This window comes from Streptomyces sp. 35G-GA-8 (genome assembly GCF_023534745.1).
Taxonomy (GTDB): domain Bacteria; phylum Actinomycetota; class Actinomycetes; order Streptomycetales; family Streptomycetaceae; genus Streptomyces.
Genome location: NZ_JAMHJQ010000001.1, coordinates 502,594 through 526,736, shown reverse-complemented (window position 1 = coordinate 526,736; position 24,143 = coordinate 502,594). Strand labels below are relative to the sequence as shown.

The following is a 24,143-nucleotide window of genomic DNA, read 5'->3' as shown; positions in this document are numbered from 1 at the left end:
CACCGCGGGCCGCGCCGTCAGACCGCCGTCGCGCCCTCGTACAGCTTGTCCAGGAAACGGTCCAGATTCGTCCGCGCCCTGGCCAGCCGCTCCTCCTGGGTGAGGGACTCCTCCAGCCGCCGCCCGAGGGACTTCTTCCTGCCCCGCACATAGAGGGGACACGCCAGGTCCGCGCACATGTACATACCGACGGAATTACCCTGCCGGCCCGCCACGCCGACCTTGGGCGCGGTCATCAGGTCTATCCCGGAGGCGGCGTGCGGGGTGACACAGATCGAGCAGATGCTCGACTTGAGGAAGCTCTTCCGCCCGGACGACGGTGCGCGCAACGTCACACCCACCCACACGCCCGCGCGCTCCGCCACGAGACAGCCGCGGTCGGGAGCCCCCGGATCGCGCCAGCCCAGAAAGTCGAGATCGGCCCAGGGCAGGTCGGACAGCTCCCGAGGGAGGTTCATTCTGCGGGCCTCGCCCTTGGAACAGTTGACGAACGATCCGCGGATCTCGTCCTCGGTGAGCGGCTTCATGGTCCGGAAGCTAACAAACCGGACGCGCGCGTGTCGCGGGGTTTTCCACCCGTACGGAGGACAACGCGTCGGAGGCCGACATCCCCTCAGAGGCCGACGTCCCGGGCGCGCAGGTCGTCGAAGTTCTCCCGGCGCACCAGTAGTCGCGATCTCCCCCCGGAGACCGCCACCACGGGCGGGCGTCCCGTCATGTTGTAGCCCGAGGCCATCGACACCTGGTACGCTCCGGCCGCGGGCACCGCCAGTATGTCCCCGGGCCTGATGTCCTCCGGCAGCTCCACGGACTCCGCGAGCACATCGCCCGCCTCGCAGTGCCGGCCGACGACCGTCGCCGCGCGCATCGGCGCGTCGGACGCGCGTCCCACCCGGCGGACCGTATAGCGCGCCCCGTACAGCGCGGGCCGCGGGTTGTCGCTCATCCCGCCGTCGACGGCGACGAAGACCCGGCCGGCGGTGCGTTTCACCGACAGCACGTGATAGAGGGCGATACCGGCCGGGGCGATGATCGAGCGGCCCGGTTCCACCGTCAGCCGCGGGACCGGCAGTCCGTGTTCGGCGCAGGCGCGCGCCAGCGTGCCGGTGATCAGCGCGCCGTACTCCGCGGGCGTCGGCGCCGGGTCGCCCGGCAGGTACGCCACCGCGAAACCGCCGCCCAGATCCAGTTCGGGCAGGGTCACCCCGTACCGGTCGCGGAGGGCCGCCAGGAACGCCACCAGCCGCCGTACCGCCTCGGCGTACGGGCCGGGCTCGGTGATCTGTGAGCCCAGATGGCAGTGCAGGCCCACGAGTTCGAGCCGGGACTGACTGAGGACGCGGGCGATCGTGTCCTCCGCGCTCCCGTCCGCGAGGGACAGCCCGAATTTCTGGCCGTCCGCGCCCGTACGGATCTTGGGGTGCGCGCCCGCCTCGATCCCGGGCAGTACGCGGACCATCACCTGCTGCGCGTCCGGTCCCTGGACCCGGGCCGCCAGCCGGGCCGTCTCGCAGGCCGAGTCGATGACGACACGGCCGACACCGAGGCGCAGCGCCGTGCCCAGGTCCTGCGGCGACTTGGCGTTGCCGTGCAGCACGATCCGGTCGGGCGGGAAGCCCCGTGTGGCGGCCAGCTCCAGTTCGCCCGCCGAGCAGACATCGAGGCCGAGGCCTTCCTGCTCCATCCAGTCGACGACGGCGCGGCACAGGAACGCCTTGGCGGCGTAGACGACCTCGGCGTCGGGCAGGGCCTGTCGCCAGGCCCGCGCACGGGCCCGTACCTCGTCCTCGTCCAGGACGTAGGCGGGGGTGCCGTAGCGATCGGCCAGCTCCGTGAGGCAGACCCCGGCCACCGCGATGTCACCACCGGGGGCGAGGACGGCGGACGCGGGCCACACCGTCGGGGTGTTCACCCCACTGGCCAGCAGCAGAGGTTCGGCGGTCATGCGGCCATCGCCTCCGGCATCTCCAGAGCGCGCCGGGCACAGGGCCCGGCCGGCGCGGGCTGCCCGCCGATGGCGGGTGCGGGCGCTGGGGCGGTCAGCTGCGGGTCCACGGTGACGAGGGCCGCGCCGAGCGGTTCGGCGAGCGCGCGCAGCGCGGGCTCCGCCAGCCTGATCCACGGCTGTCCCGCACCGAGGACGGCGATCAGCCGGGAAGCGCTGGTGAAGCCGATCGCGGTCCGCGCGCCGAGCGGCGTGCGCGCGAACCGCAGATGGTGGCCGCCGGCCGAGCCGAGCCGTACGGGTACGTACAGCGGCCTGGCCGTGCGGGGTTCGTCGGGGTCGGCGTCGGGGTCCGCGGCCGGCGCGGTGTCCGAACCGTCGCCCGCGTCCTCGGGTACGAGACGCTCCATGGTGTCCTCCCTGGGGAGTCGATCGCTGATCTGAGCCGTCGGGGCCGTCGATACGCTCCGACACCTGGAAGCTATGCCCCGGAGGGGGCGGGACGGCCGGGCCATAACGCGGCGTTGACCAGGGGAGACCTCATTTTGACGCGATCCTGGCAGCATGGCGGGGCGCATCGGGTCATGGCGGAGTGGATCCGCCCGGACAGTAACCAGTGCCGGGAGGGGACCTAGTCCGTCCGGCCCGTCATCGCGACCGTCACACCGAGCCCGATCATCGCGCAGCCGCCCGCGCCGCCGATCGCCGACAGCCGCCGCTCCGAGCGGGCGAACCAGGTGCGCGCCGCCGCCGCGCCCAGACCCCACAGGGTGTCCGTGACGAGGCCGATGGCGATGGGAACCAGCCCGAGCAGCAGCATCTGTACGGGTACGTGGCCCGCCGAGTGGTCCACGAACTGCGGCAGCACGGCCGCGAAGAACACCACACCCTTCGGGTTGGTGATGCCCACGACAAAACCGTCCCCGACGGTACGGAGATCACCCCGTGCCGGGCCCGCGGGCGCCGACATGGCCGAGGCGCGCATGTCCTTGCGGTGCCGGAACGCCTGCACCCCCAGGAACACCAGATAGGCCGCGCCCGCCAGCTTCACCGCGAGAAAGACGGTCACCGACCGCGCGACGAGCGCGCCGATCCCCAGCGCGACCGCCACCACCAGGGCGTACGAGCCGATCACATTGCCCAGCACCGTCGCCATCGCCGTGCGCCGGCCGTGCGCCAGCGCGCGGCCGATCACGAACAGCACGCTCGGCCCCGGGATCACGATCACCAGCAGGGACATCGCGGCGAACGCCAGGAGACGGTCCGTGGACACCATGTTCGTACCTCCAGCTACCTGTGCGGGCACAGTCTGACGCGCACGCCGGGCACGGTGCCAGGGCCGTGCGGTGGGTACACAGGCCCTAGGGCAGCAGGCCCGCCCGGCGCGCCGCCACCACCGACTCCAGCCGGGTGTGCGTGCCCAGCTTGCGCATCGCCGAGCGCAGATAGCCCTTCACCGTCTCCGGCCGCACCCCGAGCAGTTCGGCCGCCGCCGCGTTGGTCGCCCCGGACGCGACGCAGGTCAGGACGTCCACCTCGCGCGGCGCCAGCGCGACCGGGGCCGGACGCGGCGCGGTGCCCGTCGGCGCCGACCCGCCCATCGGGTCCGACGCGCCCGCCAGCCGACCGCAGACGCCGAGCAGTTCCGCACGCAACCGCGCGTCGAGGACGCGTGGCGCCAGCGCCCGCAGTTCACTGTGGGCCGCGCGGACCTCCTCCCAGGCCGCCGGGCCCGGCGCGGGCTCGCGGCTCACGGTGAGCAGCCGCCGTACCTCGTCCCGTACGACCAGCGCCTGTTCCACGTCCCGCGCGGCGGCCACCGCCGCGTCGAAGGTGCGCTCACCGATCGGCAGCGCGCTGCGCAGGGCGCCGTACAGCACCCCGCGCACCCTGCGCCGTACGACCACCGGCACCGCGAGTACCGAGCGCAGGCCCTCCGCCGCCACCGCCGCGTCGTACTCGTGGCTGATGTGGCGTGCCTCCCGGTAGTCGGTCACCGCGCACGGCCGGGACAGCGCGATGGACTTGCCGCCCAGACCGTTGCCGGAGGAGATCGCCAGGCCGCGCAGCGCACCCGTCGACGCGCCGTTCAGCTCGGCGATGTCCATCCGTCCCGCCTCGTGCAGCAGCCCGCCGAACGCCACCGGGAGCCCGGTCGTCCTGCGCAGCCGCAGCAGCGCGGCCCGCATCTCCACCGCCTCGACCGGTTCGGCCACGTCACTTCCTCCCGTCGCCACCGCCCATCACCCCCATCCGGGGGTGGTGAGACCCACGTCACTGATTACACGATGTCAGAGAGTGGTCCGGCAATGAGGAGGACACATGACGGCGAGCAGGCCGAGGGCGGCCGACGGTCCGACCGATCCCACCGACCCGACCGAGCGGTTCCGGGCGGCCCGGGACTTCCTCCTGGCGCACCGGGAGGACTACGCGACGGCGTACGCGGGCTTCGACTGGCCGTGTCCCGAGCGCTTCAACTGGGCGCTGGACTGGTTCGACCGGATCGCCGAGGGCGCCGACGGGCGGGGAAACGGCCGGGTCGCCCTGCATATCGTCGAGGAGGACGGCCGCCGTGTCCGCGTCACCTTCGCCGAGATGTCCGCCCGCTCCAGCCGCGTCGCCAACTGGCTCCGTGAGCGGGGCGTACGGGCCGAGGACCGCGTCGTCGTCATGCTCGGCAACCAGGTCGAGCTGTGGGAGACCGCGCTCGCCGCGATGAAGCTGCGGGCCGTCGTCATCCCCGCGACCCCGCTCCTCGGCCCCGTCGATCTGCGCGACCGGATCGAGCGCGGCCGGGCCGCGCAGGTGATCGTACGCGCCGAGGACACCGGGAAGTTCGCCGCGATCCCGGGCGACTTCACCAGGATCGTGGTGGGCGCCGGTCCGGAAGGCGCCCCCGAGGGCTGGCTCCCGTACGAGGACGCCTACGACCGGTCACCCGCCTTCGAGCCGGACGGCGCCACCCACGCGGACGATCCGCTGATGCTCTACTTCACCTCCGGTACGACCGCCCGCCCCAAGCTGGTCGAGCACACGCATGTCTCGTATCCGATCGGCCATCTCGCGACGATGTACTGGATCGGGCTCAAGCCGGGCGATGTCCATCTGAACATCGCCTCACCGGGCTGGGCCAAGCACGCCTGGTCGAACCTCTTCGCGCCCTGGAACGCCGAGGCGACCGTCTTCCTCCACAACTACACACGCTTCGACCCGGCCAGGCTGATGGCGGAGATGGACAGCGCGGGCGTCACCAGCTTCTGCGCCCCGCCCACGGTCTGGCGGATGCTGATCCAGGCCGATCTGTCCCAGCTGCGCACCCCGCCGCGCGAGGCCGTCGCGGCGGGCGAACCGCTCAACCCCGAGGTCATCGAGACCGTCAGGCGCGCGTGGGGCGTGACGATCAGGGACGGCTTCGGCCAGACGGAGACGGCCGTGCAGGTCGCCAATTCGCCGGGGCAGCCGCTCAAGTCCGGATCCATGGGACGGCCGACGCCCGGCTTCACGGTCGAACTGCTCGATCCGGTCACCGGAGCGCCCGGTGCGCGGGAGGGCGAGATCGCGCTCGATCTCTCCGCCCGTCCGGTCGGGCTGATGACGGGCTATCACGGCGACCCCGACCGTACGGCCGAGGCGATGGCCGGCGGCTACTACCGGACCGGCGACATCGGCGCGCGCGACGCCGACGGCTACATCACCTATATCGGCCGCAGCGACGATGTCTTCAAGGCGAGCGACTACAAGATCTCGCCGTTCGAGCTGGAGAGCGCGCTGCTGGAGCACGAGGCGGTCGCCGAGGCCGCGGTCGTCCCCGCGCCCGATCCCCTGCGGCTCGCCGTACCGAAGGCGTATGTCGTCCTCGCGGAGGGCTGGGAGCCGGGCCCCGACACGGCGAAGGTCATCTTCGCCCACTCACGGGCGGTCCTCGCGCCGTACAAGCGCGTGCGCCGGCTGGAGTTCGCCGAACTGCCCAAGACCGTGTCCGGGAAGATCCGCCGTATCGAACTGCGGGAGCGTACGGCCGAGGGCTCCGACGCCGAGTACGACGAGGGAGACCTGCGATGACGACGGGGACCCCCGCGCCGCTGAACTCGTACACCCATGGCACCGGCACGATCCCGCTGCTCGGTGACACGATCGGTGCCAACCTCGACCGGGCGGTCGCCGCCTTCCCCGACCGGGAGGCGCTGGTCGACGTACCCTCCCAACGGCGCTGGACGTACGCGGAGTTCGGCGCGGCGGTCGGTGAGCTGGCGCGGGCGCTGCTCGGGCGCGGTGTGGCGAAGGGCGACCGGGTCGGGATCTGGGCGGTCAACTGCCCCGAGTGGCTGCTCGTGCAGTACGCCACCGCCCGGATCGGCGCGATCATGGTGAACATCAACCCGGCCTATCGCGCGTATGAAGTGGAGTTCGTGCTCCGCCAGTCCGGGATCTCCGTGCTCGTCGCCTCCCTCGCCCACCGGACCAGCGACTACCGCGCCCTGGTCGAGGAGGTCCGCGCGCGCTGCCCCGAACTGCGCTCCGTGCACTACATCCGGGACCCGACCTGGCACGAACTCCTCGCCCACGCTGAGGATGTGACCCGGGATCAGCTCACGGCGCGCGAGGCCACACTGTCCTGCGACGACCCGATCAACATCCAGTACACCTCGGGCACCACCGGCTTCCCCAAGGGCGCCACCCTCTCCCACCACAACATCCTCAACAACGGCTATTTCGTTGGCGAGACGGTCGGCTACACGGAGCATGACCGGGTCTGTCTGCCGGTGCCGTTCTACCACTGCTTCGGCATGGTCATGGGCAATCTCGGCGCCACCTCCCACGGCGCGTGCGTGGTCATCCCGGCGCCCTCCTTCGAGGCGACGGCCACACTCCGCGCGGTCGAACGGGAGCGCTGCACCTCGCTGTACGGCGTCCCGACGATGTTCATCGCGGAGCTGAACCTCCCCGACTTCGCCTCGTACGATCTCTCCTCGCTGCGCACCGGCATCATGGCGGGCTCGCCCTGCCCGGTGGAGGTGATGAAACGGGTCGTCGCCGAGATGAACATGGCCGAGGTCTCCATCTGTTACGGCATGACCGAGACGTCCCCGGTCTCCACCCAGACCCGGCGCGACGACGATCTGGAACGCCGTACGGGCACGGTCGGCCGGGCTCTGCCGCATATCGAGGTCAAGGTGATCGACCCGGTCAGCGGGGTGACGCTGCCGCGCGGCACGGCGGGCGAGCTGTGCACCCGGGGCTACAGCGTGATGCTCGGCTACTGGAACGAGCCCGAGCGCACGGCCGAGGTCATCGACGCGGGCCGCTGGATGCATACCGGCGATCTGGCGGTGATACGGGAGGACGGCTACGCGCAGATCGTCGGCCGGATCAAGGACATGATCATCAGAGGTGGCGAGAATGTCTCGCCCCGGGAGATCGAGGAGTTCCTGTACGGCCATCCGGAGGTCGCGGACGTGCAGGTGGTCGGTGTCCCCGACGAGAAGTACGGGGAGGAGATCCTGGCCTGTGTCGTGCCGCGCGACCCCGCCGCTCCGCCGGCCCTGGAGGACATCGTGTCGTACTGCCGGGAACGGCTCGCGCACTACAAGATCCCGCGCCGGGTGGAGATCATGGCCGAGTTCCCGATGACGGTGAGCGGGAAGGTGCGGAAGATCGAGCTGCGCGAGCGGTTCTCGGGGCCTTCGGGGGCCTGACCGGTCATCGGGGTGTCACGCCCCGGACGAGATCAGCTCCTCCGCCGGGCCGTTGACGGGCTGGGGAGCGCCCGTGAGATCGAGGACGAAGAGCGGGAGACCGAGGTCGTCGGCGCGGGCACGGGCGTCGTCCGCGTACCCCGCGAGGGAGAAGTAGACGCTCGTCGTCGACGCGTTCATGCCGTTGAGCCAGAGGCATTCGACGGAGCGGAGGGACGCGGGGCCGGTGGTCGGGTCGACCTGCGCGATCACATCGGGTCCGCGCAGACCGACGCCCGGCGTCCTGGCGCCGGGCGTCCTGATACCGGTCTCCAACGGCTCCCCGGACTCGACGACGCTCTTGAAACCGAGCCAGCGCAGATAGAGCGCGGCCGTCGACACCGCGTCCCGCGCCGTACGGATCGTCACCGGGCGGAACCCGGGGCGCGGCGAGGCGGCGGTCCGGGGCAGCGGGATGTGCGAGGGCAGCTCGGGGGCCGGTTCCTCCGCCGCCACCGGCTCGGCTGTGACCGACTCGGCTGTGACCGCCCCGGGCCCGAAAGACCCGGGCACGAAGGACCCGGGCGGGAGCGGCTCGGCCGTGTCCGGCTCCACCGCGATCCGCAGCATCGCACCGCACGGGCAGCCCAGCTCCGGCCGCGGCCACTGGCCCTCGCGCGCACAGGCCGCACAACGGACCGTCACCCACTCGTCCGCCCAGGCGCGCCGGGTGACCGCCTCCACGCGGGCGTCCCCGGAGAGTGCCGGTGCCACCCCGGCCCCGCACACGCACGGATAGACCGACGCCGTCAACGTATGGCGGCTGCCGCACGACGGGCAGCACACCGAGACTCCCTCTCCCATCAACGCCCTCTCCCCATCGCGATCTCCCCTTCATCGTCCTCGAAAGGCGGGGGGTTGGGGAGTGGCTTCGCCCATCCCTTGACGTCGTACCGCCAGGACCTTAGATTGATTCCGTATAACAGAATAACTCTTCCGCATCACGGAATTAGTGCTCTCAGGTGGCGCGACAGAGCCCTGATCCGCCGGCCGAAGCAGGAGCACTTCATGCCTCGAATGACCGCTGCCCGAGCGGCAGTTGAGATCCTCAAGCGCGAAGGCGTCAGCAACGCGTTCGGTGTGCCGGGCGCCGCGATCAACCCCTTCTACGCCGCCCTCAAGGCGGCCGGCGGGGTTCATCACACGCTCGCCCGCCATGTCGAGGGCGCCTCGCACATGGCCGAGGGCTATACGCGTACGCACCCGGGCAACATCGGTGTCTGCGTGGGTACGTCCGGGCCCGCGGGCACGGACATGATCACCGGCCTGTACTCCGCGATCGGTGACTCCATTCCGATCCTCTGCGTCACCGGCCAGGCGCCGACCGCGGTGATCCACAAGGAGGACTTCCAGGCCGTCGACATCTCCTCGATCGCGCGGCCGGTCACCAAGGCCGCGACGACCGTCCTGGAGGCCGCGCAGGTCCCCGGCGTCTTCCAGCAGGCCTTCCACCTCATGCGCTCGGGACGCCCCGGGCCGGTCCTCATCGACCTGCCGCTCGATGTCCAGCTCACCGAGATCGAGTTCGACCCGGAGACCTATGAGCCGCTGCCGGTCTACCGGCCGGCCGCCACCCGCGCCCAGGTCGAGAAGGCCGTCAGGATGCTGAACGCGTCCGAGCGCCCGCTGATCGTCGCCGGCGGCGGCATCATCAACGCCGACGCCTCCGAGCTGCTGGTCGAGTTCGCCGAACTCACCGGCACTCCGGTCGTGCCGACCCTGATGGGCTGGGGCGCCATCGCCGACGACCACGCCCTGAACGCCGGCATGGTGGGGCTCCAGACCTCGCACCGCTATGGCAACGCCACATTCCTGGAGTCCGACTTCGTCCTCGGCATCGGCAACCGCTGGGCCAACCGCCACACCGGCAAGCTCGATGTCTACCGGCGCGGACGCACCTTCGTCCATGTCGACATCGAGCCCACCCAGATCGGCAAGATCTTCCCCCCGGACTACGGCATCGCCTCGGACGCCAAGGCCGCGCTCGCGCTCTTCGTCGAGGTGGCGAAGGAGCTGAAGGCCGCGGGCGAACTGCCGGACCGCGCCGACTGGGCGGCCTCGGCACAGGAGCGCAAGGCCACACTGCACCGGCGTACCCACTTCGACAACGTGCCGCTCAAGCCGCAACGCGTGTACGAGGAGATGAACCGCGCCTTCGGTCCCGAGACCCGGTACGTCACCACCATCGGCCTCTCGCAGATCGCCGGCGCGCAGATGCTGCATGTCTACAAGCCGCGCCACTGGATCAACTGCGGCCAGGCGGGCCCGCTCGGCTGGACCATCCCGGCCGCGCTGGGGGTGGCCACCGCCGACCCCGAGGCCACGGTCGTCGCGCTCTCCGGCGACTACGACTTCCAGTTCATGCTGGAAGAGCTGGCGGTCGGCGCGCAGCACCGCATCCCGTATGTGCATGTGCTGGTGAACAACTCGTATCTGGGTCTGATCCGCCAGGCACAGCGCAATTTCGACATCGACTTCCAGGTCAACCTGGAGTTCGAGAACCTCAACTCACCCGAGCTGGGCGTCTACGGCGTCGACCATGTGAAGGTCGCCGAGGGCCTGGGCTGCAAGGCGATCCGGGTCACCGAGCCCGACCAACTGCTGCCGGCCTTCGAGCAGGCCAAGAAGCTGGCCGCCGAGTTCCGTGTCCCCGTGATCGTCGAGGCGATCCTCGAACGCGTCACCAATATCGCGATGAGCGGCAGCGACATCGCGAGCGTGAACGAGTTCGAGGACCTCGCCACCGAGCCGTGGCACGCGCCCACGGAGATCCTGCCGCTGACCTGACCCTGACCCGGCGGCAGCGAGGGCCCCGTTCCGGAGCGATCCGGGGCGGGGTCCTCAGCCGCGTCCGCGGCCGGTTCTGTCCGCCCTGGGCGCCGGCACGCGAAAGAGCGTGGAGCACGGGAGTTGTCCGTACTCCACGCTGCGCGCGGGGCGTTGGGAAGGTGGGCGGCAGAAGAGAGGACCGCGGCGGCGGCGACGGGAGACAGACGTTCCTTCCCTCGGGTCGAGAAGGACCGACGTTCCCTTCACCACCGCACTGGCTCGCTCGCCGCCGCGGTCCTCTCGCTGCCCGTACCGCCGGCCACCCCTCATACGGGACCGGTGGTGCGGGACGACGCACGGGAGCTGACCTCCCGTCATCTCCCGTGCGTGGCTCGGTCGTTCACTGGTGGGTCCCGGGCGGCGGCGGCGCCTGGGCGCGACAGGACAGGTGTCAGCGCCACCGCTGCCCGGAGTTCGGGGGAGCCGGACTCAGATCTCGGTGCCGGACAGCCGCTCGACCGAGCGCAGCAGCGCGGAATGGTCGAGCCCGCCGTCGCCCTGCGCGCGCAGGGAGGCGACGAGTTGGGCGACGACGGCGCCCACGGGGAGCGCGGCGCCCACATTGCGGGCGGCGTCCGTGACGATGCCCATGTCCTTGTGGTGCAGATCGATCCGGAAGCCGGGCTTGAAGTCGCGGTTGAGGAAGTTGTCCTTCTTGCGGGTCAGCACGGTCGACCCGGCCAGCCCGCCGTTGAGGACGTCCAGCGCGGCGGCGAGGTCCACACCGGACCGCTCCAGGAAGACCACGGCCTCGGCGCACGCCTGGATGTTCACCGCCACGATCAGCTGGTTGGCGGCCTTCACCGTCTGCCCCGAGCCGTGCGGCCCGCACAGCACGATGGTCCTGCCGAGCGCGTCCAGCAGCGGCTTGGCCGCGTCGAAGTCGGCCTGTTCACCGCCGACCATGATGGAGAGGACCGCCTCGATGGCGCCGGCCTCGCCGCCGGAGACCGGGGCGTCCAGCACCCGAATGCCCTTCTCGGCCGCGTTCTTCGCCAGCTCCACCGATGTGCGCGGGGTGATGGACGACATGTCGATCAGCAGCGCGCCCCGCCGGGCGTTGGCGAGGATGCCGTCCTCGCCGTACGCGACGGCCTCGACCTGCGGGGAGGCGGGCACCATCGTGACGATCACATCGGCGTCCCGTACCGCCTCGGCGATCGAGCCCGCGGCCGTACCACCGGCCGCGGCCAGCCGGTCCAGCTTGTCCCGCTCCAGCGTGAAGCCGGTCACGGAGTAACCAGCCTTGATCAGATTCTCGGACATGGGGGAGCCCATGATGCCGAGACCGATCCACGCGATCGTGGGGAGATTACTCATCTGGGTGCCTCTTTCACTACCCGCGCACATCGCAACACGCGCGTGAATACGGTCAGTTGGCGAGCCGGCGGTCGGGGAACCAGGCCCTGTCGGGCCCGTCAGGCCCCGGCGAGCCAGTCGAAGGACTCGGCGCTCGGCCGGTCGCCCGGTTTGTACTCCAGCCCGACCCAGCCGGTGTATCCGGCCTTCCGCAGCCTGCCGAGGAGGTCTTCGAGCGGCAGCGATCCGGTGCCCGGCGCACCGCGGCCCGGGTTGTCGGCGATCTGTACGTGGCCGGTCCTGTCGGCGTACCGGTCGATGACCTCGTTCAGGTCCTCGCCGTTCATCGACAGGTGGTAGAGATCGAGCAGGAACGCGGCGTTGCCGAGACCGGTGGCGGCGTTCACCTTGTTCACGACCTCGATCGCGGAGGGAGCGCTCACCAGCGGGTAGAGGGGGGACTCCGGCTTGTTGAGCGCCTCGATCAGCAGGACGGCCCCGATCCGGTCGGCCGCGTGGGCCGCCTGTACGAGGTTCTCCAGGGCCAGTTCGTCCTGCTCCCGCGGATCGACACCCTCGACGCGGTTGCCGTACAGGGCGTTGAGGGCCTTGCACCCGGTCGTGGCGGCGAAGTCGGCCGCGACCTCGATATTGGCGACGAACCGGTCGGACTCCTCACCGGGCACCGAGAGCGCGCCGCGGTCCGGCCCCGGCAGCTGTCCGGCGTAGAAGTTCAGCCCCACCAGCTGGGTGCCCGCGTCGTCGAGCGCCTTCCCCAGGGCATCGAGCTCGGCCTGCGGCGGGGTGGGGGTGTCGGTCCAGGGCCACCACAGCTCGACCGCGCCGAAACCGGCCGCCGCCGCGGCCGCCGGGCGCTCAAGCAGCGGGAGCTCGGTGAAGAGGATGGACAGGTTCACATCGAAGCGCTGCTCGGTGCCGCGCCCGTTCGTGAGGAGAGGGGCCATGAGGAGTCAGGCGCTCCTTCCGTATCGCGGAAGTCATATTCTACTTGATGGAAGACTGCCTGGATGGCTCGGGGGCTGTCAAGGGGGGCTCCCGTAATTCGTCACGCGCACGCTTCGTTTCGACAAGGTGTCCGTGTGGGCCGGTGGGCGGGAGTGGGTCCGTTAAGGTCGTCACGGGAGTCGATGTTTTCTGGGGGCACAGTGCGATTGCGAGTGGAGTTCACGACCGAGCCCTTCGATCTGGACACGGCGCCCGCCCATGCGCTGGTGGCCCGCGAGGTCGTCGAGGGTGCCGAGCTGGACGCCGTGGATGTCGGCCCGTTCGGAAATACGGCGGAGGGCGGCGCGGACGCGGTGCTGGACGCGGTGGGCGTACTGCTGCGCCGGTCGCTGGCCGCCGGGGCGACCCGGGTCTCCCTCCAGGTCAATGTGGTCGAGGGCGGCCCGGTGACCGAGGGCGGCCGGGTGAACGGGGAAGAGGGGAACGGCTGATGGCCGAGCCGCTGGACCACCCGTTCGTCGCGGCGGTCAAGCCGCTGATCGATGCCATGGGCGGCGAGCTGATGGCCCCCGGCGAGGCCCAGCCCGACGATGTCGTACTCGCCTGGGAGGGCGAGGAAGTGCTCGCCGTACGGCTGCCCCAGTTGTCCGACTCGCTGGATCACATCCTGGCCGCGCTGGAACGGCGGCACGGCATGCCGCTCGCGGAACTGGACCGCAAGACCAAGCAGTCGGTCGTCCGGATACTTGAGGCGCGCGGTGCCTTCTCCGTCCGGCATGGTGTCGAGACGGTGGCGAGCGCCCTCGGTGTCAGCCGCTTCACCGTCTACAACTACCTGAACAGGGAAAACGCCCGCGAAAGCGCGCGCGGGGGCGCGACCAAGGGCGAGTAGGTCCGGGTGGGGCTTTCCGTATACGGGATTTCAACAAACTGTTGACGCGGTGTTGTCGAGGGCGTTAGCTATGCCAAGCCCGCCCAGCACAGCCACGGAGGCTCCCGTGACGTCGACACCGCAACCGGGTCTCACCCGGTTCAACACCTCACCCGACAGCGTGGCGCTGACCGCGCTGCACGAGGTGTGCGCCGGCCGGGCGTGGGGGACCAAGGTCCTCGCCCGGCGCCCGTTCGCCGATCTGAACGCTCTCCTCGCCGCCAGTGACACCGCGACATCCGAGCTGGACGACGCGGACCTGGCCGAGGCGCTGGCGGGACATCCGCCGATCGGCCGGCCGAAGCCGGGAGACCCGGCCTCCGCCCGTGAACAGCGCGGGATGGCCGGCGCCTCGGAGGAGCTGAAGGCCGAGATGCTCGAACTCAACCTCGCCTACCAGGAGCGGTTCGGACATGTCTTCCTGATCTGCGCCACCGGAGCCACCGGTGAGCGGATGCGCGACGCGCTGAAGAGCCGGATGGGCCACACACCGGAACGGGAGCGTGCGATCGTGCGCACCGAACTCGGCAAGATCAACCGGATCCGGCTGACCCGTCTCGTAGCGGAGGACGACGACTCATGAGCACCGCCACCACGGCCTCGGTGTCCACGCACATCCTGGACACCAGCATCGGACGCCCCGCCGAGGGCGTCGCCATCTCGCTTGCGGCCCGTGGCGGCCCCGGCGCGCGGTGGCAGGCGCTCGGCGGTTCGCGTACCGACGGAGACGGGCGCTGCAAGGACCTGCCGGACCTGCCGGTGGGCACGACACACGTACGTCTCGACTTCGAGACCGAGGCGTACTTCAACAGCGGGCGAGAAGCCGAGGCACAGCAGGACGCCCCCCGCGCAAGGGACAGCGGTGTGTTCTTCCCGGAGGTGGCGATCACCTTCGCCGTCACCCCGGGCGAGCACTATCACGTACCGCTGCTGCTCAACCCGTTCGGCTACTCCGTATACCGAGGGAGCTAGCGACATGACCGATCAGCCCCGCCCGAGCCGCCCGGTGATGCTCGGACAGAACCAGTACGGCAAGGCGGAGAACCGCGTCGTCAGGATCACGCGGGACGGCGACACCCACCACGTCAAGGACCTCAATGTCTCCATCGCGCTCTCCGGCGAGATGGAGGACGTCCACTATTCGGGCTCCAACGCGCATGTACTGCCGACCGACACCACCAAGAACACGGTCTACGCGTTCGCCAAGGAACACGGCGTCGAATCGGCCGAGCGGTTCGGTATCCATCTCGCCCGGCACTTCGTCACCAGCCAGGAGCCGATCCGGCAGGCGCGTATCCGGATCGAGGAGTACGCCTGGGAGCGCATCGGGATCTCGGACGGCGACTTCGGGCACGGCGGCGCGGACGGGGCCAAGCACTCCTTCGTCCGCAAGGGCCAGGAGACCCGGCTCACCCAGATCACCTTCGACGGTGAGCGCTGGCAGGTCATCTCCGGGCTGAAGGATCTGACCGTGATGAACTCGACGGACTCCGAATTCTGGGGTTACGTCAAGGACAAGTACACCACTCTCAAAGAGGCGTACGACCGCATTCTCGCCACCGAGGTGTCCGCCAGGTGGCGTTACGGCTGGTCGGGCGACGACACCCGCATGCCGGACTGGGAGCGGTGCTACGAGGAGGCCAGGAAGCATCTGCTCCGGGCCTTCGCCGAGACCTACTCGCTCTCCCTCCAGCAGACCCTTTACCAGATGGGTTCGAGGATCATCGACAGCTGTGGCGAGATCGACGAGATCCGGTTCTCGCTGCCGAACAAGCACCATTTCCTGGTGGATCTGGCGCCGTTCGGACTGAAGAACGACAACGAGGTCTACCTCGCGGCGGACCGGCCCTACGGGCTGATCGAGGCGACCGTCCTGCGGGACGGAACGGAGCCGCGGATCCCGGTCGATCTGACCAATCTCTGACCGATCTCTGACCCGTCGCCGGCCCGAACTCGGCCCGAACCCGGCCTGAACCCAAGAAGAGGAACCGCCATGGCTGCTTCGCGTATCGTCATCGAGAACTGCGCCATCGCGACGGTGGACGCGCACGACACCGAGTACACCTCGGGACATGTCGTCGTCGCGGACAACCGGATCGAGTCGGTCGGCGCGGGCCCGGCCCCGGCCCGCCCGGAGCACGAGCCCGAGAGCGTGGTCACCCGGATCGACGGCACCGGCCATCTCGTCACCCCCGGCCTGGTCAACACACACCACCACTTCTACCAGTGGCTCACCCGCGGACTCGCCACCGACCACAATCTGTTCAACTGGCTGGTCGCGCTGTATCCGACCTGGGCGCGGCTCGACGAGCCGATGGTCCGCGCCGCCGCGCAGGGCTCGCTGGCGATGATGGTCCGCGGCGGTGTCACCACCGCGATGGACCACCACTACGTCTATCCGCGCGGCACGGGCGACCTGTCCGGCGCGATCATCGGGGCCGCGGCGGAGATGGGCGTACGGTTCACCCTCGCCCGCGGCTCCATGGACCGCGGCACATCGGACGGCGGACTGCCCCCGGACTTCGCCGTCGAATCCCTCGACAGCGCGCTCGCCGCCACCGAGAAGACCATCGACAACCACCACGACGCCTCCTTCGACGCGATGACCCAGATCGCCGTGGCGCCGTGCTCGCCCTTCTCCGTCACCACCGAACTGCTCAAGCAGGGCGCCGAGTTGGCACGCCGCAGGGGCGTCAGGCTGCACACCCACGGCAGCGAGACGGTGGAGGAGGCACAGTTCTGCAAGGAGCTGTTCGGGATGGGGCCCACCGACTACTTCGAGTCGACCGGCTGGCTCGGCTCCGACGTATGGATGGCCCACTGCGTCCATATGAACGACTCCGACATCCAGGCCTTCGGCCGAACCGGCACGGGCGTCGCCCACTGCCCCTCGTCCAACGCCCGGCTCGCCGCCGGGATCGCACGGGTCCCCGACATGCTCAGGGCCGGTGTACCGGTCGGCCTCGGTGTCGACGGCACCGCCTCGAACGAGTCCGGCGAACTCCACACCGAACTGCGCAACGCGCTGCTCATCAACCGCCTCAGCGCCCACGGCGAGTCCGCGCTCAACGCCCGCCAGGCGCTGCGGCTCGGTACGTACGGCGGCGCCCAAGTCCTCGGCCGCGCCGACCAGATCGGCTCCATCGAGCCGGGGAAGCTCGCCGACCTCGTCGTGTGGAAGCTGGACACCCTCGCCCACGCCTCCATCGCGGACCCGGTGACCGCGCTGATCTTCGGCGCCGCCGCCCCTGTCACGCTCTCCCTCGTCAACGGCCGACCCGTGGTGGAGGGCGGTCATCTGACCACGGTGGACGAGGACACCATCGCCCGCCACACCCGGAGCGAGGCCCAGCGTCTCGCGCGGATCGTCGAACAGGGCTGATCCCGCCAGGACACAGTCCAGCGCCCCCTCCCGCGCACACTCCCGCACACACTTCAGGACATCCGGTCGCGGGGGACGGCCCACGACCGGAGGCCATGGACCCCAGCGGGGTCCCTGACAGCCGTGCCCGGGAGGTGTCGTACCGCACGCTGCCGGTACCTCACCTCCCGGGACGGTGACATGTGTCTCGTGCCCGCACGCGCAGACAGGTGTACCCACCTCGTAACACCTCCCTGACACCCGCGCCGCCGCCGGCGCGTAACCGACCGGAGGAACCGCCGTGCCGACCGAACCCCCAAGAGAGCCTGAGTCACCGCCAACCTCCATACGGGCCAGGGAGGTTGATGTCGATCCCCACCGGAAGCACCCGGTCGACGAAACGCTCCCGCCCGCCAGGATGTTCACCAGCGGTCTCCAGCATGTGGCCGCGATGTACGCGGGTGTGGTGGCCCCGCCCATGATCGTGGGGCCCGCGGTGGGCCTCGACCCCGAGGAGACCGCCTTCCTGATGGGCGCGAGCCTCTTCACCGCCGGAATCGCCACCCTGCTCCAGACCCTCGGCTTCTGGCGGATCGGCGCCCGGCTCCCCTTCGTCAACGGCGTCTCCTTCGCCGGTGTGACCCCGATGATCGCCATCGGCAAGGACCGGGGCGCCGACGCACTCCCCGTCATCTTCGGCGCGATCCTCGTCGCCAGTGTGCTGGGCTTTCTCCTCACCCCGTACTTCTCGAAGCTCGTCCGCTTCTTCCCGCCCGTCGTCACCGGCACCGTCATCACCCTGATCGGTGTCTCGCTGCTGCCGGTCGCCTTCAACTGGTCCCAGGGCGGCAACGCCACGGCCGGCGACTACGGTTCGACACGGAACATCGGGATGGCCGCCCTCACCCTGGTCATCGTGCTGGTGCTGCGGAAGCTGCTGCGCGGCTTCCTCCGGCAGATCGCGATCCTCATCGGTCTGGTCATCGGTACGGTCATCGCCGTGCCGATGGGCATGACCGGCTTCGACGCGATCAAGGACGCCGGTCTCGTCGGCTTCCCGACCCCCTTCCACTTCGGCGCCCCGCAGTTCGAGATCGCGGCCATCGTCTCCATGTGCCTCGTGATGCTCGTCTGTATGACGGAGTCCACGGCCGACATGCTCGCGCTGGGCAGAATCGTGGGCCGGCCCGCGGACGCGCGGACCATCGAGGGCGGGCTGCGCGCCGACACCCTCGGCAGCGCCATCAGCCCGCTGTTCAACGGCTTCATGTGCAGTGCCTTCGCGCAGAACATCGGTCTCGTCGCGATGACCAAGGTCCGCAGCCGCTTCGTCGTCGCCGCGGGCGGTGGGATTCTGGTGCTGCTCGGGCTCTGTCCCGTGCTGGCGTCCGTGATCGCGCTCGTACCGCTGCCCGTACTCGGCGGCGCGGGGATCGTCCTGTTCGGTTCCGTCGCCGCGAGCGGTATCCAGACCCTGGCCGCGGCAGCGCTGGAGAGGGGCGAGAACGCGCTGATCGTCGCGGCGGCCGTGGGCGTCGGGCTGATTCCGATCGCCGCGCCGGACTTCTACCATGCCTTCCCCGACGACCTGCTGGTGGTGCTCGACTCGGGCATAAGTACGGGGTGTGTGGTGGCCATCGTCCTCAACCTGGCCTTCAACCACCTGGGCACGAGCCGGAGTTCGCGGGAGGGTCGGGCGGAGGCGGACACCGAGCCGGACACGGAGCCGGACGCGGAAGCGGAGGTGGAGCCGGTGGCGCCGGCCCGGACCGCGACGTAGACAGGGACGGCGGGTACGGAGCCGGTGCACCCGGTTCCGTACCCGCCGCCGTGGACCGCCCCCGGTGTCCGGTCAGCGGGTGGCGAGGAATTCGAGCGTGTCGATCACGCGGTTCGAGAAGCCCCACTCGTTGTCGTACCACGCGACCACCTTGACGTGGCGGCCGTCGACGCGGGTGAGGGCCGAGTCGAAGATCGACGAAGCGGGATTGCCCGTGATGTCGGACGACACGAGCGGATCGTCCGAGTACTCCAGGATGCCGGCGAGCGGCCCCTCCGCCGCGGCGCGGTACGCCGCCAGCACATCGTCGCGTGTCACCTCGCGGGAGACGGTCGTGTTGAGTTCGACGATCGAGCCCACCGGCACCGGTACGCGGATCGAGTCGCCCGACAGCTTGCCGTTGAGGTTCGGCAGCACCAGACCGATCGCCTTGGCGGCGCCGGTCGTGGTCGGCACGATATTGACGCCGGCCGCCCGGGCGCGACGGGCGTCGCGGTGCGGACCGTCCTGGAGGTTCTGCTCCTGTGTGTAGGCGTGCACCGTCGTCATGAACCCGTGCTCGATACCGGCGAGTTCGTCGAGGACCGCGGCCAGCGGCGCGAGCGCGTTGGTGGTGCAGGAGGCGTTCGAGACGATCGTGTGCGCGGCGGGGTCGTAGGCGTCGGTGTTGACCCCGAACGCGAGTGTGACGTCGGCGCCGTCCGACGGCGCGCCGACGAGTACCTTCGTCGCGCCCGCGTCGAGGTGGGCGCGGGCGGCCTCGGCCGAGGTGAAGCGTCCGGTGGCCTCCAGGACGATGTCGACGCCGAGTTCGGCCCACGGCAGCCGCGCCGGTTCGCGTTCGGCCAGCACCGTGATCCGACGGCCGTCGACGACGAGGGTGTCCCCGTCGACGGTCACCGGGCGCCCGAGCCGGCCGGCCGTGCTGTCGTAGGCGAGCAGCCGGGCGAGAGCGGCGGGCTCCGTCAGATCGTTGACGGCGACGATCTCCAGGGCGCTGTCGCGCTCCAGCAGTGCGCGCAGCACATTGCGTCCGATGCGGCCGAATCCGTTGATGGCGATGCGAGTCATGAGTGATGTCCCTTCCCTTCGCCACCAGGCTCGCCCGCGACCCGTGCCGCTGACAGTGGCGGGATCGCCATGGTTCGAAAGGATCCCGTCACGCACCAGGATTCCGTCACGCGGCGCCGGGCGGGTCACTCGCCCCGGGTGAAGGTGCGCCGGTACTCGCTCGGTGTGGTGCCGAGAATGCGCTGGAAGTGCAGGCGCAGATTCGCGCCGGTGCCGAGCCCGACGTCGGCGGCGATCTGTTCGACGCCGCGCTCCGAGCGCTCCAGCAGTTCGCGGGCCAGGTCGATGCGGGCGCGCATCACCCACTGCATCGGCGTGTAGCCGGTCTCCTCGACGAAGCGCCGGGAGAACGTGCGCGGCGAGACCCCTGCCTGCCGCGCCAGTGTGTCGAGGGTGAGGTGCTCGCCGAGCCGGTGCAGCGCCCACTCGCGGGTGACGGCGAACCGCTCGCCGAGCGGCTCGGGGACGCTGCGCGGCACGTACTGGGCCTGGCCGCCGCTGCGGTAGGGGGCGGCGACCAGACGCCGGGCCGCGTGGTTGGACGCGGCCACTCCGAGATCGCCGCGCAGGATGTGCAGGCACAGGTCGATGCCGGAGGCGGCGCCGGCCGAGGTGAGCACGCTGCCCTCGTCGACGAACAGCACGTTCTCGTCGACCCGGACGAGCGGATGTCTGGCCATGAGTGCCCGCGTGTAGTGCCAGTGCGTCGTGGCGCGCCTGCCGTCGAGCAGCCCAGTGGCGGCGAGCGCGAAGGCGCCCGTCGAGATGGCGGCGAGCCGCGCGCCCCGGTCGTGGGCGGCGATCAGCGCGTCGACGACGGCCCGCGGCGGGTCGTCGCGGTCCGGGAACCGGTAGCCGGGGACGAAGACGATGTCGGCCCACGCGAGCGCGTCGAGGCCGTGGGCGACGTCGTAGGCGAGGCCGTCGCCGCCGGTCACGAGGCCGGGGGTCGCACCGCACACCCGCACCTCGTACGGCATGCTCGCGCGGGTCGTGAAAACCTGCGCGGGAATGCCGACATCGAGCGGCTTCGCACCCTCAAGGACAAGGACGGCGACGCGATACAGGCGGGAGGCTGGCACAGGAGGAGGTTACGTGGGGCAGGACGTCGGGCACCGTTGTCAGACCCCCGTGGCAGCATTCCGGCCATGGATCTCGTACAGGTATTCGCCGACCTCGACGCCCAGCCGTGGGCGGAGCTTGAGCACGCCTACGGCAGCGCCGACGACGTGCCCGAGACGTTGCGGGCGCTGGCGGGTGCGGACGAGGAGGCGGCCGAGGAGGCGTTGGGCGAGCTGTACGGCTGCATCCTCCACCAGGGGTCGGTGTACGAGGCGTCCGCGCGGGCCGTGCCGTATCTCGCCGGGCTGGCCGCCGCCGGGGTGCGCACCGACGAGCTGCTCGTCCTTCTCGGAGGGATAGCCGAGAGCGAGGCCGTGTACGACGGCACGCCGCCCGGCGAGTGCCAGGCCGCCGTGATCGGCCAACTGCCCCTGATGCTGCCGCTGGTCGACGCCGAGGACGGGGCGGTGCGGCAGGCGGCCGTCTGGGCGGCGGCGCGTACGGGGGCCGTGGAGCCCGTTCTTCCGGTGCTGCTGCGGCGCTGGGAGCGGGAGGAGGAGCCGCTCGTACGGGCCGAGCTGCTGGCAGGGGCGGTCCTGCTCGACCCCGCGGGCGCGGCGGTGGGCATGGTCACGGGGGCATTGGCGGCGGGGGAGCCCGGGGAGCTTCGGATCGCCGCGGTCCTCGGCACCCTGGACCTGGGGCTGCCCTGGACCGGGACACACCAACAGGCCGTGCTGTCCCTGCTGCCTGCCGACCAACTGGTCGCCGGCCGCTTCGATGCGGAGCGGACGGAACCGCTGCACCACATCGTCGAGGCCCTGCTGGACCGCGATACCCCCGCCGATCGCGAGGCGGCGTTCGCGCTGCTCGATTTCGCGCTGCGCGTCCCGGACGACGAGGTGCGCGCGGAGGCCCTGTGGGCGACGGAGCAGGCGTGTGTGTTCTCGCGGAGCGCGCCCGCCCGGCTCGCGAACCCGCTGATCGCGCTGTTGGACGACCCGGCGTCGGCGCGTCCGGCGCTCAGCGCCCTGGACAAGCTCGGACCGTACGCGCTCGCCGCGGCGCCCGCGCTGACGGCGCTCGCCTCCGGGGGCGGGGATGTCGCGGACCGGGGCGGGGACAGCGCGGACCGGGGCGGCGATGTCGCGGACCGCGCGCTCAAAGTCCTGGCGGTCGTGGACCCCGAGCGGGCGGCCCCGCTGCTCGCGCGTGATCTGGCCGAGCGCCCGGCGGCCCTCGGCGCCGCCTGCGGCTTCCCCCGCGAAGGCCACGACGGTCCGTTTCCGTACCACCCGGAGCTGCTGGACGCCGCCAGAGTCAGACTGACCGTGCCGGGGCTCGACGGGAACGAGCCGAACCGGCTCATCCGGCTGCTCGCCTCCTGGGGCGAGCGAGCCGCGCCCGCCTTCTCCGAACTGGCCGCGCTGCTCGGCCAGTTCCCCGCGTTCGTGCCCGCCGCGCTGGCGGCTGTCGATCCGGGAAGGGCCGTCGTGCCGCTGGCGGAGGCCGCCGTCGCGGGGCCCGAGCCAGGCCGGTTCGCCGCCGCGCGTGCGCTCCACTCCCTCACCGGCGACCTCGAACCCCTGCTGACCGTCCTCGCCGCGGAGCTCGCGGCGGCCGACCTCCACCGCGTACGACAGGCCGCCCGCGCCACGGCCGATCTCGGCGAGGACGCCGCCGTGCTGGTGCCGCGTCTGCGGGCGGCGCTCGCTACGGACGACGATCGGGTGACGGCCCCACGGCTGGACGCGGACGTGGACATCGCCCTCGCCCTGTGGCGGCTGACCGGTGATCCGGGGGAGGCGCTGCCGGTGATCGCCGCCGTGCTGGAGGCGTCGGACAGCGAGTGGATGCGCTGGACAGCCGTCAACGCCGCCCGCGCCGCCGCCCGGCTCGGACCGGCCGCCGCGACGCTCCGTCCGGCCCTGGAACGGGGACTGGCCCACCCCGAACGGGCCCCGTCGATGGCGCTGGCCCTGCTCGCCACCGGAACGGCCACGCGGCACCGCGCGCGTCTCGCGGCCACGCTCCTGCGCTGCGCGGAACGCAACGCGGACCCGATGGGTGCACTCGAAGCGCTCGCGGCGCTCGGCCCCGAGTCTCTGACGGAGTCCGAACTCCACCGGCTGACCAGGCTGGCGGAACGGGACCACCGTGTATGGAGCACGGGCCTGGCCTCCGATGTCGTCTCCTCGGACGCGCGCTTCCAGGAGAGGGCCCGCGCACTGCTGCGGGCGCCCACCGCCTGACCGGATGAGGGTGGGCCGGCCGACCGCAGAGCCCCCCGGACCCTCGGGCGGCCGGCCCGGACCCTGGCCTACTCCCCGGGCCGCCAGTCGGGGCGGCGACCGCTCAGGCCGATCACCCGGTCCAGCAGCGGGGCGTCCTCGGGGACCCCGACCGGCGGCCCGAACACGCTGTCCGCGGCCGGGCCCGGGTCGTCGGCACCTCCCGAGTCGCCCGACCCGGCCGCCTGGGGCGGTGCCAGCACCGCGAGCGACGCCCGGAGCGACGCCTCGGCGGGGGCGTACGGCAGCCCCGTGCTCCGCGCCAGGTCCCAGCCGTGGATCTGTACTTCATTGAGGGCGACCAGCCCGGCCACCGCGCCCGGCAGATCGACACCACCGACCCGGGTGCCGCCCTCCCAGGCGGCGGGCGAACGCCAGGACTCGGCCAGTTCGTCCAACTGCCGGGGCAGCACCTCACGCCAGTCGTCGGGCAGTACGGGAAGGCCGGCGTCCGGCGGTGTGTCGGTCGTAGGCCCGGATTTCTTCGCCGCGGCGTCGCGGAACGCCACCGTCAGCCCGACGAGATGCGCCAGCACGTCCCGTACCGCGTAGTCGGGACAGGGCGTCGGGCCGGCGAGCTGATCATCCTTGATGCCGTCGAGCAACCGTGCCATCTCGTCGCACGCGGGGCCCAGGTCGAAGGGTTTCATCTCGGTATCTGTGTCCATATCGGGAAGACCGGCCCCGCCACCGAAACTCATCGCTCCGGAACACATCAACCGGGCCCGCGGTTACACCGTGTTGTCCCGGGCGAGAGACAACCTGTCTCGAAGGATGGTCAATCGTGGCTGAAAATAACCCTACGTATGTACGATCCAGTCGTTCCAGACCCCACTGCGACGCCGCGCGGGATCGAACCATTCCCTCAGACCG

22 protein-coding genes are annotated in these 24,143 nt (G+C 71.0%); 11 read left to right on the top strand and 11 right to left on the bottom strand.

From position 1 onward, the window contains the following. Positions 1-17: 17 nt before the first annotated feature. From M1203_RS02285 to M1203_RS02265, 5 genes are all read right to left on the bottom strand, one after another. A complete protein-coding gene (locus M1203_RS02285) occupies positions 18-527 on the bottom strand; it encodes an FBP domain-containing protein (RefSeq protein ID WP_249947738.1) in 510 nt (169 codons plus the stop codon). Positions 528-613: 86 nt separating this feature from the next. Then, the gene (lysA, locus tag M1203_RS02280; protein WP_249947737.1) at positions 614-1,945 is read right to left on the bottom strand and encodes a diaminopimelate decarboxylase; all 1,332 of its coding nucleotides are present in this window, start codon (positions 1,943-1,945) and stop codon (positions 614-616) included. Continuing rightward, positions 1,942-2,355, bottom strand: coding sequence for an SAV_915 family protein (locus tag M1203_RS02275; RefSeq protein WP_249947736.1), 414 nt, complete (start codon positions 2,353-2,355; stop codon positions 1,942-1,944). The genes lysA and M1203_RS02275 overlap by 4 nt, the downstream gene beginning before the upstream one ends. Before the next feature lie 221 nt (positions 2,356-2,576). Beyond that, the gene (locus M1203_RS02270) at positions 2,577-3,221 is read right to left on the bottom strand and encodes a LysE family translocator (protein ID WP_249947735.1); all 645 of its coding nucleotides are present in this window, start codon (positions 3,219-3,221) and stop codon (positions 2,577-2,579) included. Positions 3,222-3,306: 85 nt separating this feature from the next. Then, positions 3,307-4,161 carry a LuxR C-terminal-related transcriptional regulator gene (locus M1203_RS02265; RefSeq protein ID WP_249947734.1) on the bottom strand — a complete coding sequence of 285 codons (855 nt, stop codon included), beginning with the start codon at positions 4,159-4,161 and terminating at the stop codon, positions 3,307-3,309. A gap of 106 nt (positions 4,162-4,267) precedes the next feature. Between M1203_RS02265 and M1203_RS02260 the strand changes: the two genes are divergently transcribed. Together M1203_RS02260 and M1203_RS02255 are read left to right on the top strand one after the other, a co-directional pair. Next, the gene (locus M1203_RS02260) at positions 4,268-6,007 is read left to right on the top strand and encodes an AMP-binding protein (RefSeq protein WP_249947733.1); all 1,740 of its coding nucleotides are present in this window, start codon (positions 4,268-4,270) and stop codon (positions 6,005-6,007) included. Continuing rightward, positions 6,004-7,641 (top strand): AMP-binding protein, encoded by a 1,638-nt coding sequence (locus M1203_RS02255; protein ID WP_249947732.1) that lies wholly within the window; start codon positions 6,004-6,006, stop codon positions 7,639-7,641. Before M1203_RS02260 ends, M1203_RS02255 begins: the two co-directional genes overlap by 4 nt. Before the next feature lie 15 nt (positions 7,642-7,656). Here the strand turns inward: M1203_RS02255 and M1203_RS02250 are convergent, their stop codons facing one another. Then, entirely contained in the window at positions 7,657-8,484 is an 828-nt protein-coding gene (locus M1203_RS02250) for a hypothetical protein (protein WP_283958050.1), read from the bottom strand. 204 nt (positions 8,485-8,688) lie between these two features. On the opposite strand from M1203_RS02250, the gene gcl reads away from it, so the two are divergent. Then, positions 8,689-10,467 carry a glyoxylate carboligase gene (gene gcl / locus M1203_RS02245; protein WP_249947730.1) on the top strand — a complete coding sequence of 593 codons (1,779 nt, stop codon included), beginning with the start codon at positions 8,689-8,691 and terminating at the stop codon, positions 10,465-10,467. Positions 10,468-10,938: 471 nt separating this feature from the next. Here the strand turns inward: gcl and M1203_RS02240 are convergent, their stop codons facing one another. Next, complete coding sequence (locus tag M1203_RS02240; RefSeq protein WP_249947729.1) at positions 10,939-11,829, bottom strand: 2-hydroxy-3-oxopropionate reductase; 891 nt, start codon at positions 11,827-11,829, stop codon at positions 10,939-10,941. Positions 11,830-11,927: 98 nt separating this feature from the next. Further along, complete coding sequence (locus M1203_RS02235; protein ID WP_249947728.1) at positions 11,928-12,773, bottom strand: TIM barrel protein; 846 nt, start codon at positions 12,771-12,773, stop codon at positions 11,928-11,930. Positions 12,774-12,974: 201 nt separating this feature from the next. On the opposite strand from M1203_RS02235, the gene M1203_RS02230 reads away from it, so the two are divergent. From M1203_RS02230 to M1203_RS02200, 7 genes are all read left to right on the top strand, one after another. Further along, positions 12,975-13,265, top strand: coding sequence for a hypothetical protein (locus M1203_RS02230; protein WP_249947727.1), 291 nt, complete (start codon positions 12,975-12,977; stop codon positions 13,263-13,265). After that, positions 13,265-13,666, top strand: coding sequence for a helix-turn-helix domain-containing protein (locus M1203_RS02225; protein ID WP_249947726.1), 402 nt, complete (start codon positions 13,265-13,267; stop codon positions 13,664-13,666). Before M1203_RS02230 ends, M1203_RS02225 begins: the two co-directional genes overlap by 1 nt. 106 nt (positions 13,667-13,772) lie before the next feature. Further along, a complete protein-coding gene (gene uraD / locus M1203_RS02220) occupies positions 13,773-14,288 on the top strand; it encodes a 2-oxo-4-hydroxy-4-carboxy-5-ureidoimidazoline decarboxylase (RefSeq protein ID WP_249947725.1) in 516 nt (171 codons plus the stop codon). Further along, complete coding sequence (gene uraH, locus M1203_RS02215; protein ID WP_249947724.1) at positions 14,285-14,677, top strand: hydroxyisourate hydrolase; 393 nt, start codon at positions 14,285-14,287, stop codon at positions 14,675-14,677. Before uraD ends, uraH begins: the two co-directional genes overlap by 4 nt. Positions 14,678-14,681: 4 nt before the next feature. Then, positions 14,682-15,629, top strand: coding sequence for a factor-independent urate hydroxylase (pucL, locus tag M1203_RS02210; RefSeq protein WP_249947723.1), 948 nt, complete (start codon positions 14,682-14,684; stop codon positions 15,627-15,629). Between the two features lie 69 nt (positions 15,630-15,698). After that, entirely contained in the window at positions 15,699-17,087 is a 1,389-nt protein-coding gene (locus tag M1203_RS02205) for an 8-oxoguanine deaminase (RefSeq protein WP_249947722.1), read from the top strand. Between the two features lie 325 nt (positions 17,088-17,412). After that, entirely contained in the window at positions 17,413-18,846 is a 1,434-nt protein-coding gene (locus tag M1203_RS02200) for a nucleobase:cation symporter-2 family protein (protein ID WP_249947918.1), read from the top strand. A gap of 72 nt (positions 18,847-18,918) precedes the next feature. Here M1203_RS02200 and gap read toward each other — a convergent pair whose 3' ends face one another. After that, positions 18,919-19,917 (bottom strand): type I glyceraldehyde-3-phosphate dehydrogenase, encoded by a 999-nt coding sequence (gap, locus tag M1203_RS02195; RefSeq protein ID WP_249947721.1) that lies wholly within the window; start codon positions 19,915-19,917, stop codon positions 18,919-18,921. Between the two features lie 125 nt (positions 19,918-20,042). Next, positions 20,043-20,999 (bottom strand): GlxA family transcriptional regulator, encoded by a 957-nt coding sequence (locus tag M1203_RS02190; RefSeq protein WP_249947720.1) that lies wholly within the window; start codon positions 20,997-20,999, stop codon positions 20,043-20,045. Positions 21,000-21,065: 66 nt separating this feature from the next. Here M1203_RS02190 and M1203_RS02185 point away from each other — a divergent pair, with 66 nt between their 5' ends. Then, a complete protein-coding gene (locus tag M1203_RS02185; protein WP_249947719.1) occupies positions 21,066-23,231 on the top strand; it encodes a HEAT repeat domain-containing protein in 2,166 nt (721 codons plus the stop codon). A gap of 68 nt (positions 23,232-23,299) precedes the next feature. Here the strand turns inward: M1203_RS02185 and M1203_RS02180 are convergent, their stop codons facing one another. Next, positions 23,300-23,920, bottom strand: coding sequence for a TIGR03086 family metal-binding protein (locus M1203_RS02180; RefSeq protein WP_249947718.1), 621 nt, complete (start codon positions 23,918-23,920; stop codon positions 23,300-23,302). Positions 23,921-24,143 lie beyond the last annotated feature (223 nt).